Origin of the sequence: Halothiobacillus sp. DCM-1, from assembly GCF_045689735.1 — a bacterium.
Taxonomy (GTDB): Bacteria; Pseudomonadota; Gammaproteobacteria; order Halothiobacillales; family Halothiobacillaceae; genus Halothiobacillus.
In genome coordinates, this window is the sequence record NZ_CP142685.1 from 596,384 (window position 1) to 610,345 (window position 13,962).

Here is a 13,962-nt window from a genome sequence, read left to right on the forward strand (position 1 = left end):
GCGGTGGCGCGCAGCGCCGTCCGCTGCATGCCGTTGTTAGGCGATACAGCCAATACGTTGGCGTGCAAAACAGCGCTTCGAGTGGGGCAGCATGCGGGTATGGTGGTGCTTATCGGTCGCCAGTTGCCCGCAGATTGTCTGCTATGCAACATCATAGGCTTTCTCCAGTGCCGCCACGTCGAGCTTCACCATGGTCATCATAGCCTCCATTACAGCCTGTACCTTGCGCGGGTTTTTGTCGGCTATAAGTTTCATGAAACGCCTCGGTACGATCTGCCAAGTGATGCCGAACTGATCGGTGATCCAGCCACACTGCGATGGTGTTGCGCCGGCACTGACGAACTTGTTCCAGTATTCGTCAACCTCTCCCTGATCCTTGCAGTCAACAAACAGCGAGAAGCCCTGGGAGAATTTGAAGTAAGAGCCCCCGTCGTTACTGTTATACCCCATGAAGCGCTGACCACCGATGATGAATTCAGCAGACTGGATAGGGCCGTCCTTGCCAGCATGGGCAACATTTTTGATCTCAGAGTCTGGGAACGTAGCGGTATAGAACGCCATTGCGGCTTCGAGTTGATCATTGAACATCAGGAAAGGTGTCACTTTATTCATCTGTGTGTCTTCTTGTTTCAGGTTGTCGCCTAACGTCTGAATTCACCGGCCTGCGCGGCTTTTCGCGCAGGTCCGGTGGAATGATGGGTTGGGCATCATCCGTAGAACGCCTCTATGAAAGGATTCGACGGTAGGCCGATGACCAAGGGTGTAACACTCATGGATTGCCCATCAACTGCGTTTACGATCCCAAGCCCGGCAAATTGATTCTGCCCACTTGAAGGCCGAAATTGGACGAACGCCGTTGTCGTAGTGATCCATCTGGGGTCGATCACCATCGAAACTTTGGTCGCATTAAGTTTGACGTAGATGTGTGGGTCCGTCCGCAGATCGCCGCGCACAGCGGTTCTATATCCTTCCGTGCTCTGCGGCATGTCGATATTCTTCGTGCGGAATCGGGCGTCAAACGATACGATCCATCCACGAGCATCCGACCCGCGAGACAGGGCGTTAGCCATCGGAATGGACTTAAGCTCGATATGCTCCAAAAGGCGTTTGTAACCCGCCATCAGCCCTCCGAGTTCCCACCCAAGTTCGTGCAGTGCTACGAACTCGCCGTATTGCGATAGGTTCAGAGACGCGCCAGATATCGCCGATAGGACCTGAAGCCGCGGGATATTGAGATAGTAGAAGTTATGGAGCTTTGTTTGCCAAGGGGTTTCAAGACGTAGGCGATCAGCGACCCAAGCACCATGCTCGACTCTGATGGATTGAAGACGATCAACTGGGTACAGCGGTACGTTTGTGTCGATCTCGTCGTGGTGGTCGAAACAAAGAAGTAGAAGATTGTTCTCCTGATTTCTCTCCTCACCCGTAAGCGGAGAATTGCCGCGCGGACCATTCAATTGCTCGGCAACGATGTGGGCGACCTCTCCTCGAAATTGAGCTGGCGTTGGGTCAAGTGCGTTAAGGTATACGCGTTCGCGGCAGATTGCACAGCAACCTGCATCACGGAGCCAGACGGAACGCCTGACTGCTTGAGAGACTGGCACAGATGGCTCCTTATGATGCCCAACGTCGAAGGTAACGGGCTGGCTGGCAGCGGGCAAAGCCCGCTGTTAGCCAGTCCCTGTTGACCGCAAAGTTAGGCCACGCCATAAAATAGGCTGCCAGTCAAAATTGCAAGCGCGGCCACGTATACCAATGTGATTAATATAGGGTTTCTGATACTGCCGACTATTGGTGTCGGCCCAGCTCTACGGACATATACGTTTGCCATTGCTGTGAGAATAGTGATGACAACCAATAGAAAACCTAGGCTACCAACAGAAGCGTATTCATTGGATGCCATAGTTACGTTTAACAATGCCATAAGGAATGTGGCAAGCAACGTCATCAGCGCCCCAAGTGTCCAGAGAGACAGATCTCCAGCCAGTCTACGCACAACGCCACCAAGATACCCTCGTGTTGCAGCTACTAGTGTCGGTTTTGTGAGGGTTGCTTCCAAGTCTTTCAGCATCATTGCGATGACGCAAAGCAACAAACTAAACGTACCGACTGTATTAGCAAGGGGGGCTAGGGTTTTCGATACTCTTTCAAAGTAATCCAAGGGCTTAATGCCTTGATAAAAAACAGCTAAGTACCCAGTCGCAGAAGCGACACCGATCCAGATGACCGATCGAAATAGCAGGTCTCGATAGAGTTTTCTTTTGAGGAGATTGTCAAACTCGTTGTCGTCAGTGGACATGGTATGTGTCTTTATAGGCCTAACGTTTGAGTTCACCCGCTCGCGGAAGCGGGCGAAGCCCGCTGTAGCGAGTCGGGTGCAACGAAGGGTTGGGCGTCACGTGCTCGGACGCTGGACTGGCGATAGGAGGTTTGCATCTCGCGCCAGCAGCCACCTACCACCGACGCGCCGCAGGACTGTGAGCGTGTGCCCCGCGCGCTCGATCGGCTGGCTCGCCCCTGGTGGCGTGACACTGACGGAGAGTCTGGTCCATAAGTAAGCCATGTCCCCCGAGACATGAATTTCCTGGATCTCCGAGACGCCCTCGAACTTTGGGCGAGGGCTGCCAGCCGGTACCCGGGATAGCGCTGCGAACTCTGCCTTTCGCATGGGCGGCCGACCAGGTACGAGAAAGACGACATCGTCTGTCATGAGGCCCAGCACGGTGTCGACGTCGCCCGCGTGGGTTGCAGACTGCCACGTTTGGACAAGCGTGCGGATTTGCTCTTCGTCGCTCAACATGCTGACCTCGCTGGTGACGCCCAACGTTAAGTAGACACCGAAATCGGTGTATATTCAGAATGATGAAAGGTGTATAACATGGTCTATTATTCCTAATTGATTGATATTTATAGCATCATTCCTTGATTGGGGATTCGTGTCGAATCCAAACACACCTGCGGGTCATTCGCCTAAACTGCTCGACTAAGTGCGAGCCAAGATTAGGGTGAAGCATTACAGCATCGGCAGGGAAGCGCAATAGTCGCAGTAGTGGGCACGGCGTTTTATGGCAAGCGGTAGCCCAAGGATTATGGGGATGCGGGCGATGAAGGGGCAGCTTGGAAAATCCAATGAACGAGGACTTCGTCAGCTTCGCGTGAAATTGGTGTGAGTCCGTAACGGCCGTGTGTTGGCGATTTCCTTCGAGGCGTCCGCCTCTGGGTTGTTCGCGTACAATGCGCGGATGCAAGACGATCCCATTCTTTCCCCGCTCAATGAGGCGCAGCGTGAGGCGGTCACCAATGTGGCACCGGCAACGCTGGTGCTGGCGGGCGCCGGTTCCGGCAAAACCCGGGTGTTGACCCATCGCATGGCCTGGTTGTGCGCGGAGCAGGGTTTTTCGCCGCAGGAATTGCTCGCGGTGACTTTTACCAACAAGGCGGCGGGTGAGATGCGTGCGCGGTTGGCTGATCTGTTGCCGGCTGAGGCTTTGGGGCGCGGCTTGCGCTCGTTGTGGGTGGGGACTTTTCATGGTTTGTCCAACCGCTTGCTACGCCTGCATCATCAGGAAGCGAAGTTGCCGCCTGAGTTCCAGATTCTCGATAGTGAGGATCAGCTTCGGTTAATCAAGCGGTTATTGCGTGAGGCAGGATTGGATGACACCCGCTGGCCGCCGAAGATGGTGGCTGGGTTGATCAATCATTGGAAGGAGCAGGGCTTGCGCGCGGCGCATGTCGAGCCGCGCCGGGACGGGCAGGATGATGTGGTGCGCGAAATCTACCAGTCGTATGAAGCGTTATGCCAGCGCGGCGGGCTGGTGGATTTCACTGAACTGTTGTTGCGCGCGACCGAACTGCTGCGCGATCACGATGCCCTGCGCCAGCACTATCAGCGCCGGTTCCGGCAGGTGTTGATCGATGAATTTCAGGATACGAACGATCTGCAATACGCTTGGACGCGGCTGCTCATCGGGGCGGATAACGGGATTTTTGCAGTCGGGGATGACGATCAGTCGATTTACGGCTGGCGCGGGGCGAAGATCGAGCATATTCAGCATTTTTCACGGGATTTTCCGCAGACTCACCTCGTTCGGCTGGAGCAGAACTATCGTTCCACCGGGCATATTCTCGATGCGGCCAACGCGGTCATCGCGCGCAATCAGGGGCGGATGGGGAAAAATCTCTGGACTGCGGGTGATCGCGGTGCGCCCGTGCGCTATTACCTCGCTTTTAACGAGCAGGACGAGGCGCATTTCGTGGTGCAGCAGATTGCCCATGCGGTGGCCGATGGGCTGGATCGGCGGGAATGTGCGGTGCTCTATCGAGCCAATGCCCAGTCGCGGGTGCTGGAAGAGGCGCTGATCGCTGCCGGTTTACCGTATCGGGTGTATGGGGGGTTGCGCTTTTTCGATCGGGCGGAAATCCGCGATGCGCTGGCCTATTTGCGATTGCTCCATAACCGCGATGATGATGCCGCCTTTGAGCGGGTCATCAACACCCCGGCGCGTGGCTTGGGGGAGAAATCCCTGCAACAACTGCGGGAGACCGCGCGGACGCTGGGGGTTTCGCTCTGGCGTGCGGCGCGGCAGATGGTGCAGGTTCGTGCGCTGCCGCCCCGTGCGGCGGCGGCCTTGGCGGGGTTTCTGGATTTGATCGACACCAGCGCTACGGAACTGCGTGGCAGCAAGCTGGCCGAGCAGGTCGAGCAGTTGATCGACCGCAGCGGCTTGCGTGCCTTGCATCAGAATGACCGAGACCGCGAGCGGGGCGAAACCCGGCTGGAAAACCTCGATGAGCTGATTACCGCTGCGCGCAGCTTCGTATTCGACCCGGCTGCCGCCGATGGCATGGACGAGCTTGGCGCGTTTTTGAGCCAAACGAGCCTCGATGCGGGCGATGCCGAGGCCGAGCCTTGGGAGGACTGTGTGCAACTGATGACCTTGCATGCGGCCAAGGGCTTGGAGTTTGCTCAGGTCTTTTTGGTCGGCATGGAAGAAGGTTTATTCCCGCATCAAATGGCTCTGGATGAACCGGGGCGGCTGGAAGAAGAACGGCGGCTTTGCTATGTCGGCATGACCCGCGCGCGGGTGCAGCTCACGCTGAGCAGCGCCGAATCCCGCCGCCTGCATGGCCGTCAGTTATTCTCGGTGCCCTCGCGGTTTTTGGGCGAATTACCGGCGAATCTGGTGTCGGAGGTTCGACCCAAGGCGTCGGCGAGTTGGCGGGCGCCGGCCGGGTTGCCGACTCGACCCGCGGAGGCCGAGGGCGGCTGGCGCATCGGCCAGCGGGTGCGGCATGCCAAATTCGGCGAAGGTACGCTCATCGACCACGAAGGCAGCGGCGCGAATACTCGGGTGCTCGTGAATTTTGGCGCGGAAGGCAGTAAGTGGCTGATTTTAAGCTTCGCGCGCTTGACGGCTCTGGATTGAGGCCGTGCCTCACTGGGCGTTGGCTGACTGCCCGCTGCCGCCGGTTCGTACGACCCAAATCGTTTCGGCAAGGCTCATGCTGACGGGCAGCATGGGGCGGTTGTCGGTCATGAGCAGCACATCGCTGCCCGCTAGCGAATCCGCCGCGCGGGTCACGGACTGACCGGGCACCAGCCCGAGTTTGCTCAACAGTTTGAGTTGCCCGGCGTTTTGCGCAGCAAGCCGCACGATGCAGGCGCGCTCGCCCAACGCCAAGGCGGTTAGCGCGACCAAATCCCGCCGCTCGATCGGTGCCTCATCCGGGGCAGGAATCGGTGCGCCGTGGGGATCGAATTCCGGGCAGCCCAAATGCCGCCACAGCCGGTCGATCAATGCGCTGGAAAACGCATGCTCCAGCACCTCGGCTTCGGCATCGACCTCTTCCAGCGGCACGGCGAGATCGCGCACCAGGAAGGTTTCGATGATCCGGTGCCGTCGGATCATATCCACGGCAATGGCCGCGCCCGCGGGCGTCAGCCGGGCGCCCTGATAACGCTCGTAGTGCACCAGTCCTTCTTGCCCCAGCTTTTTCAGCATCGCCGTGGCCGATGCCTGCGCGATATTCAGCCGTTCCGCCACCGCCGAGGTGCTGACGGGCGCATCGGGCGTGAGTTCAGCGAGCTTGAACAACGCCTTGAGATAATCTTCGTGCGCGGGGCTGGTTTTGAGCGCATTCATGGCTTAGTCAATCGCTTGGCTGTGCTGGTGGTGAGTGGCGGCGAGCTTGCGGTAGAAGGCCGCCGATTCGGCAAAATACGCGCGCTCTTCTTCGGTGAGCGGGCGCACTTTGCGGGCGGGGGTGCCGAGATACAAAAAGCCGGATTCCAGTACCTTGCCGGGGGCGACCACACTGCCCGCGCCGATCAGCACCTGATCTTCCACCACGACCTCATCGAGCACGATCGCGCCGATGCCGACCAGCACCTCATTCCCGATGGTGCAGGCGTGCAAGGTGGCACGATGCCCCACCGTGACCGCGCGCCCGACCCGGCAGGCCGTGCCGGCGGGACGCCGTGGACTGATCTGGTTGACGTGCACGATCACGCCATCCTGCAAATTCGTATCGGCGCCGATTTCGATGCGGTTGACATCCCCGCGCAGCACGGCACCCGGCCAGACCGAGACGCCCTCGTGCAGGGTGACATCACCAATGACCAGCGCCATTGGGTCGATCCAGACATCCGCCCCGAGGGTGGGTGAAGCATCAGCAAAGCTGCGAATCATGCAGTGGACTCAAATAATGTAATGGACAGGGCGTCGGGGCAACGGAGAGCCCGCGGTCATGCCCTAGGCGGTGAGGACAACCATCGCCATCGGGTGCTTTCAGTGTACCAGTATCGTTCCGGGTGCAGGGAATCGAGCAGATACAGGGGCAGTGTCTCCCGCCCATCAAACGACGACGCTGGAAAAATCCTCCGCATCCACGAATTGGCTGGGCGTTTTTCGGGATAGATAGCCTGGCTTCTTTTGCATTCCCGAGCAATTCACTATATTTTGAAGGGCTGCTGCTTGCTGCGCAGCGGTATGTTGGGTTGCTGTTATCTGGAAATATTCCCTGCTGGGGAGAAGGAGAAAACGAGATGCGTTCAATCAAGATGGCCTTGGGTTTGGTGCTTGGCGCGACGGTGGCGATGGGGAGTCTGGCGAATGCGGATGCCATGTCCGATGCGATCAAATACCGTAAGTCGATGATGGAAGTGACCGGGTACAACTTCAAAATGATGGCCGCCATGGTCAAAAAGGAAATGCCGTTCGATAAGGCGCAATTCGAAAAAATGGCCTCAACCGTCCACACCATGAGCCTGCTCACGCTGGATGGTTTCCCGAAAGGCTCGGATTCTCTGGCAGGCGATACCAACGCGAAAGATGCCGTGTGGAGCGAGCCGGCCAAATTTAAAGATGATGTCGCGGCTTTCCAGAAAGCATCGGCTGATCTCGTGGCCGCAGCAAAAACCGGCGATATGGCGCAAATTGGCCCCAAATTCAAAGAAACGGCCGGTAGCTGCAAAAAATGCCATGATTCTTTCCGCTCCAAGTCGGAATAAGACGGCAATTCGCTTGATCCGCTGAATCCGTTCAGGCAGTGATTGAATCACCCGGCTTCGGCCGGGTTTTATTTTTTGCAGGTTTCTGCCGGGCAGCGTTGAGTTTTTCCAGGGTATCCCTTAAGTTTGCCGCCGCGCGGTCGATAAACCGCCCACGGAGTCGTTGGATTCTGCCTGTTTGTTTTTTCGAAGGACACTGCAATGACCATCAAAGCCAAGTTGATCCTGCTCTCGGCGCTGTCGATCGTGATGATGCTCTTTTTGGGATTTTACGGCCTGTACCACGAAAATGCGGCGCAGGATCGGGCGGATCGCAATTACGAACTTCGGGTATTGCCGTTGATCGATTCGGCGCATTCGGTGCGAAACATAAACCGGATCATGATTCAGCTGCAGTTCGCCCTGCAGCATGATCCCAAGGGGGCGGCCGCCCAGTTGCATCTGGATCACGGTATCGATCAACACTTCAATCAGATTGATGCCGATCTCAAATCGCTGGTGGAATCCAACCAGCGGTTGAGTGCCGTCCAACATCGCTCGGCAGCGACCAATCAGGCCAAGGAGGCGCTGCTGGCGGCGGAAAAAACCCTGATAACCCGCGATGTGCCGCCGATCGTGGCGGCGCTGCAGGCCGGGGATTTCGACGGTGCCCGCACGCAGCTCGTGAAGAACATGGTGGGCGACATGCGGGTATTTTCCGACGCGGCCACGGCCTATCAGGATGCCTTGAAAGAGAACCTCGCCACAGAAAACAATACCAGTCGCGCCCAGGTCGAGCGGGATAACTGGATTTACCTGTTGCTGCTGGTGGTGACGATTGCGGTGATTTTCTTTATCGCGGTCTGGGTGATTCGCGAGGTGGCCAAGGGGCTGAATACGGCGGATACGCTGGCGAAACGCTTTGCCCAGGGCGTGTTTGATCAGCCGGCCTCCGTCGAGACGCGGGATGAAATCGCGGTGATCGTGGCGAATCTCGATAAAGCGCGGGAATCGCTGCGCGGCACGCTCAAATCGATCGGCAGTGCCTCGGTGCAGCTTGCTTCCGCGGCGGAGGAAACCTCAGCGGTGTCCAGCCAGACCGATCAGGGCGTGCGCCAGCAGCAGCAGGAAATCGAGATGGTAGCGGCGGCGATGAATGAAATGAGCGCCACCGTGCACGACATCGCGCGCAATGCCGCCGATGCCTCGCGGGCTGCGGGCGATGCCAATGCGTCGGCGGAATCCGGGCAACAGATCGTGCATCGTTCGGTGGCGACGATCAACCAGTTGGCGAGTAATGTCGAGGAAGTCGCTCAGGCGATTACCGCCCTGGAGGGGGAATCCCGCGAGATTGGCAAGGTGCTGGATGTGATCCGCGCGATTGCCGAGCAAACCAACCTGCTCGCGCTCAATGCCGCGATCGAGGCGGCGCGCGCCGGTGAACATGGTCGCGGATTTGCGGTGGTGGCCGAGGAGGTGCGTTCGCTGGCCTCGCGCACGCAGGGTTCGACCGAAGAAATCCGGCAAATGATCGAGCGCCTGCAACACGGTGCCGAGGCCGCCGTGGGCGCGATGCAGCAAGGCAAGCATCAGGTGTCGGCCAGCATCGAGGCGATGTCGGAAACCGAGCGCTCGCTGGGCGACATTACTCGTTCGGTGCAAACCATCAATGATCTGAACTTCCAGATCGCCAGCGCAGCCGAAGAACAGAGCGCCGTGACCGAGGAAATGAACCGCAATGTGCAGAAAATCTCCTCGATCAGCGAGCAATCCGCCGAGGGTGCGGGCCAAACCCGGATCGCCTCAGAGGAACTCGCCCGGTTGGCCGAGGGTTTGCAGGCAAAAATCAATCAGTTCCGGCTGTAAGCCGCCCACGCGAGCCATGGGCGAGTTATGCTAGACTTTGAGCCGTAGCGCCTCTCGGCGCGCGTGACTGTCAGTAAGAGCAAGGGGCGTTTGGGCTCCTTGTTCGTTTTTGGCCGATGGGTTTCTGAGCGATTTTTTTGAGTCGCGAAAATTCTGTCGGTATTTTAGCCATCAAACTTGTTCAGGAAGCCGTTATGAGTGCCGTGACCGCCCATCTGATGCCCACCTATAACCGTCAACCGGTTTCGTTTGTGCGGGGGGAGGGGGCGCGCCTGTGGGATGAGGCGGGTCGGGTCTATCTCGATGCCTTGAGCGGCATTGCCGTGACCGGATTGGGGCACGCCCATCCGGACATCAGCGCGGCGCTGTGTGAGCAGGCCAAAACGCTGATCCACACCTCCAATGTCTATGGCATTCCCTGGCAGGCGAAGCTCGCGGATCGTCTGGCGGCCATCTCGGGCATGAGTTCGGTGTTCTTCGGTAACTCCGGCGCGGAGGCGAATGAAGCCGCGCTCAAACTCTCCCGGTTGTTCGCCCGGCAAAAGGGCATCGAGAACCCGTTGGTGGTCGTGATGGAAACCAGTTTCCATGGCCGCACGATGGCGACCCTGGCCGCCACCGGAAATGCCGCGATCCAAAAAGGGTTTGAGCCATTGCTGGGCGGATTCGTCCGGGTGCCGTATGGCGATCTGGCGGCTTTGTCGGCAGTGGCCGAGCAGCATCAGGACATCGTGGCCGTTCTGGTCGAGCCGGTGCAGGGCGAGGGCGGCGTGCGTCCGGCGCCTGCCGGTTATCTGCGCGGGGTGCGCGCGCTCTGCGATCAATACGATTGGCTGATGATGGTCGATGAGGTGCAGACCGGCATCGGCCGCACCGGGCAGTGGTTCGGTTTTCAGCATGAGCCGGGGCTGTTGCCGGATGTGATGAGTCTGGCCAAGGGGCTGGGCAATGGGGTGCCGATCGGCGCCTGCCTTGCGGCAGGTAAAGCGGCCAGCCTGTTTGCGCCGGGCAATCATGGTTCGACTTTTGGCGGTAATCCCTTGGTCTGCCGGGTGGCGCATACGGTGCTCGAGGTCATCGAGCGGGATGGCCTGCGGGCGCGCGCTGCGGCGCTGGGTGCACGCATTCAGGCCGGATTGTCTGCCGGATTCGCTGAGGTTCCGGCGGTACAGGCCGTGCGCGGGCAGGGGTTGATGATCGGCGTCGTGCTCGATCGCCCCTGTGGCGAACTCGTCCGTCGGGCGCTGGATGCGGGCTTGTTGATCAATGTCACGGCCAGTTCCGTGATTCGCTTGCTGCCGCCGCTGATTTTTACCGATGCCGATGCCGATGAGCTGGTGGCTTCATTGGTCGCGCTGGTGCGCGACTGGCTCCAGGAAAACGAAACGCAAATCACGGATTGAGGGCGGATGGCCAGCCGGGATGCTGGCCCCCGGCACCGAGCGATTCGGGCGCCGGGAATACCAAGAGATACTTACGATGACCCGTCATTTTTTGAGTTTGCTGGATTTTACCGAGGCCGAGCACCGGCGGATTCTGCAGCGTGCCGAGGTGTTACGGCAAGGCTATGCTCAGGGCGAGCGCCCACAAACCTTGCAGCACCGTGTCTTGGCGATGATTTTTGAAAAAGCCTCGACCCGAACCCGGCTATCGTTCGAAGCGGGGATGGCGCAACTCGGCGGCACGGCCATTTTCCTGTCGCCACGCGATACCCAGCTTGGGCGAGGCGAGCCGGTCGAGGATTCCGCGCGGGTGATTTCCCGCATGGTGGATGCGGTGATGATTCGCGCCAAAGATCATGAGATGGTCGAGCGTTTTGCGGCGTACTCGCGGGTGCCGGTCATCAATGCCCTCACCGATCTGAATCATCCCTGTCAGTTGCTGGCCGATATTTTTACCTATGAGCAGCATCGTGGCTCGATTCGCGGCAAAAAAGTCGCCTGGATTGGCGATGGTTTCAACATGTGCCATTCCTACATCAATGCGGCGCAGGTGTTCGATTTCGAGCTGCGCATTGCGACGCCCAAAGGCTATGAACCCGATCCCGCCATCGTCGCGGCGGCGGGGGCACGGGTGCATCTGGTGGAGTCGGCGGCCGCTGCCGCGCAAGGGGCGGATTTGCTGGTGACCGATGTCTGGGCCAGCATGGGGCAGGAAGAAGAGCGCGAGCGCCGGTTGAAGGACTTTGCCGATTACCGCATCGATGCGGCCTTGATGGCGCGCGCGGCCCCCGATGCGCTGTTCATGCACTGCCTGCCCGCCTATCGTGGCGAGGAGGTGACGGCGGAGGTGCTCGATGGCGCGCAAAGTGTGGTCTGGGACGAGGCAGAGGCGCGGCTGCACACGCAAAAGGCGCTGCTGGAGTTTTTGATTCTGGGCGATGTCCCGGGGTGATGCGGGGTTTGGGCAATGGATGAGGTGACGGGCACGCCGTTGAATTCCCAACAGATTCTGGTGCAGGGATTGCGTCATGCCGTGCCCTATATCCGGGAGCACGACGGCAAGGTGTTCGTGCTGGCCTTCGGCGGCGAGGCGCTGGACGCGCCGCAATCGTTCGAGCGGGTCGTGCGGGATTTGGTATTGCTGGCGGATTTGGGCGCGCGGCTGGTGCTGGTGCCCGGAGCGCGACCGCAAATCAACCGCCGACTGGCGCAGGTCGGCATCGAGCCGAAGTTTCATGGCGGGCTGCGCATCACCGAGCTGGCAATGGTCGATCCGGTCACCGAGGCCGTGGGCGCCCTGCAATTCGACCTGCTCTCTTGGCTTTCGACCCGGCTGAGTCTTTCGGCCGGGCAGGGCTTGGCGCAGCGGGTGTTGACCGGGAATTTCATCACGGCCAAGCCGATGGGTATTATCGATGGCGTGGATCTCGGTTTTACCGGCGTGGTGCGACGCGTGGATGTCGAGGGGATTCGGGATGCCTTGGGCGATGGATCGATCGTGGTGCAGAGCAACCTGGGGTTTTCGCCCACCGGTGAGTTGTATAACCTGCGCGCCGAAGAGGTCGCCGAAGCCATCGCCGTGAGCCTCGGTGCCGATAAACTGATTTTTCTGACCGACCCGCTGGATGATCTGCCTTCGGTGATGAGCCTCGCTGAAGTTCGGCAATTGCTGGATGAGTCCTCCGGTTCGTTGTCCGTCGAATTCCGGTTGCATCTGGAAAGCGCGGTGCGCGCTTGCAGCAAAGGTGTGGATCGGGTGCACCTGGTCGATCGTGAAGATGACGGTGCGCTGCTGGTGGAGTTATTTACGCGGGAGGGCTGTGGCACGCTGATTTCGGCGGAGCCGTTCGAGCGTATCCGCGACGCGCAGCCGGATGACATTGGTGCCATCCTCTCGTTGATCGAGCCGCTGGAGCAGTCCGGCGTGCTGGTTCGCCGCTCGCGGGAACAACTGGAGCTGGAAATCGACCGATTCGTCGTGATCGAGCGCGATGGCGACATCATCGGCTGTGCGGCGCTTTATCCCTATCCCGCCGATGGCACGGCAGAAATTGCGGCGTTGGTGGTGCATCCGGCCTATCAACGCGGCGGTCGCGCCGGTCGCTTGCTGGCTTTTCTTGAAGCGCGAGCGCGGGGCTTGGGCTTGTCGTCTGTCTTCCTGCTATCGACCCAAACCATGGCGTTTTTCAAGGAAAAGGGATTCATCCCCGCCAGCCTGCAGACGCTGCCGGTGGCGCGCCAAACGCTGTATAACCTCAAGCGAAATTCGCAAATCTTCCGTAAACCCCTGTGATGGATTCGACCTCGGCTCCAGCCAGCCAGCCAGCCGACCCCGTGCATGCCTGGCAGCGGCGCGTGGTGCTGGATGATTCCGTCGCCCCGGCGCATGACGGACAATCATTGGCCGAGGTCTTGGGGATTATCCCAACCAGCCAGCCCGGCGCGGATCAATTCTGTTTACGGGTCGATGGGCAGGGTTGGGCGCTGTGGCCGCCCGCCGAGGGCGTCTGGGGACGGCTGCCGCTGCGGATTGATTTCGTCCACGATGCCCGTTTCCGATCCCCGTTGACCTTGAAAGAACCCCTGGCACGCGCGGCGGGGATTAAAGCCGGGCATCGCCCCCCCGTGATCGATCTGACGGCGGGGCTGGGGCGCGATGCCTGGGCGCTGGCGAGCATGGGCTGCCCGGTGCAAGCTTTTGAGCGTCATCCCTTGATCCACCACTTACTGGCAGATGCGCTGGCGCGTGCGCGTGCACATCCAGCCACCGCAGCGGTCGCCGCGCGAATCGATCTCCGCTTGGGCACGGCACATCAATGGTCGCAGGGTTCGGGCTTGAGTGATCTGGACACGGTCTGGTTGTTTGATCCGATGTTTCCGCCACGGCAAAAATCGGCGGAGGTCAAGAAGGACATGCGGATCTTCGCCGCCCTGGTGGGGGCGGATGACGATGCATCGGCGGTGTTCTCCTGGGCGAGAACGCAGCAGGGTGCCCGATGGCTGGTCAAGCGACCCCATCATTCGACTCATTGGCCAGCGCATTGTCCCGACTTTACGATTGAGAGTGCGCGGCTGCGGTTTGATGTGTTTTTGCCTTTAACAGGCCGTTGAAAAGCGTTTTAACGGCCTGTTAAACCAGACGCCCATGAAAAAAGCCGGACTTTG

General features: G+C 59.5%; 13 protein-coding genes. 7 read left to right on the plus strand and 6 right to left on the minus strand.

Features of this window, described 5'->3' with window-relative positions; translation table 11 throughout:
- Positions 1-141 precede the first annotated feature (141 nt).
- The 4 genes from VOI35_RS02840 to VOI35_RS02855 all read right to left on the minus strand — a co-directional run bounded on the left by VOI35_RS02840 (position 142) and on the right by VOI35_RS02855 (position 2,800).
- Positions 142-612: a VOC family protein gene (locus VOI35_RS02840; protein WP_407276389.1), complete on the minus strand. Its 471-nt coding sequence runs from the start codon at positions 610-612 to the stop codon at positions 142-144.
- Between the two features lie 95 nt (positions 613-707).
- Complete coding sequence (locus tag VOI35_RS02845; protein ID WP_407276390.1) at positions 708-1,604, minus strand: HNH endonuclease; 897 nt, start codon at positions 1,602-1,604, stop codon at positions 708-710.
- 92 nt (positions 1,605-1,696) lie between these two features.
- Positions 1,697-2,299, minus strand: a complete 603-nt coding sequence (locus VOI35_RS02850; protein WP_407276391.1) for a hypothetical protein — start codon at positions 2,297-2,299, stop codon at positions 1,697-1,699.
- Positions 2,300-2,395: 96 nt separating this feature from the next.
- Complete coding sequence (locus VOI35_RS02855; RefSeq protein WP_407276392.1) at positions 2,396-2,800, minus strand: YybH family protein; 405 nt, start codon at positions 2,798-2,800, stop codon at positions 2,396-2,398.
- Positions 2,801-3,242: 442 nt separating this feature from the next.
- Here VOI35_RS02855 and uvrD point away from each other — a divergent pair, with 442 nt between their 5' ends.
- Positions 3,243-5,426 carry a DNA helicase II gene (gene uvrD / locus VOI35_RS02860; RefSeq protein WP_407276393.1) on the plus strand — a complete coding sequence of 728 codons (2,184 nt, stop codon included), beginning with the start codon at positions 3,243-3,245 and terminating at the stop codon, positions 5,424-5,426.
- Positions 5,427-5,435: 9 nt separating this feature from the next.
- Here the strand turns inward: uvrD and VOI35_RS02865 are convergent, their stop codons facing one another.
- Entirely contained in the window at positions 5,436-6,143 is a 708-nt protein-coding gene (locus VOI35_RS02865; RefSeq protein WP_407276394.1) for a metal-dependent transcriptional regulator, read from the minus strand.
- Positions 6,144-6,146: 3 nt separating this feature from the next.
- Positions 6,147-6,689, minus strand: a complete 543-nt coding sequence (locus VOI35_RS02870; protein ID WP_407276395.1) for a gamma carbonic anhydrase family protein — start codon at positions 6,687-6,689, stop codon at positions 6,147-6,149.
- Between the two features lie 122 nt (positions 6,690-6,811).
- Between VOI35_RS02870 and VOI35_RS02875 the strand changes: the two genes are divergently transcribed.
- From VOI35_RS02875 to VOI35_RS02900, 6 genes are all read left to right on the plus strand, one after another.
- The gene (locus tag VOI35_RS02875; protein WP_407276396.1) at positions 6,812-7,510 is read left to right on the plus strand and encodes a c-type cytochrome; all 699 of its coding nucleotides are present in this window, start codon (positions 6,812-6,814) and stop codon (positions 7,508-7,510) included.
- Positions 7,511-7,711: 201 nt separating this feature from the next.
- Positions 7,712-9,355 (plus strand): methyl-accepting chemotaxis protein, encoded by a 1,644-nt coding sequence (locus VOI35_RS02880; RefSeq protein ID WP_407276397.1) that lies wholly within the window; start codon positions 7,712-7,714, stop codon positions 9,353-9,355.
- Positions 9,356-9,549: 194 nt separating this feature from the next.
- Positions 9,550-10,758 (plus strand): acetylornithine transaminase, encoded by a 1,209-nt coding sequence (locus VOI35_RS02885; RefSeq protein WP_407276398.1) that lies wholly within the window; start codon positions 9,550-9,552, stop codon positions 10,756-10,758.
- 76 nt (positions 10,759-10,834) lie between these two features.
- On the plus strand, positions 10,835-11,749 hold the full coding sequence (argF, locus tag VOI35_RS02890) for an ornithine carbamoyltransferase (RefSeq protein WP_407276399.1): 915 nt from the start codon (positions 10,835-10,837) through the stop codon (positions 11,747-11,749).
- Between the two features lie 15 nt (positions 11,750-11,764).
- Entirely contained in the window at positions 11,765-13,090 is a 1,326-nt protein-coding gene (argA, locus tag VOI35_RS02895; RefSeq protein ID WP_407276400.1) for an amino-acid N-acetyltransferase, read from the plus strand.
- Positions 13,090-13,908, plus strand: a complete 819-nt coding sequence (locus VOI35_RS02900; RefSeq protein ID WP_407276401.1) for a class I SAM-dependent methyltransferase — start codon at positions 13,090-13,092, stop codon at positions 13,906-13,908. Before argA ends, VOI35_RS02900 begins: the two co-directional genes overlap by 1 nt.
- Positions 13,909-13,962: the final 54 nt, after the last annotated feature.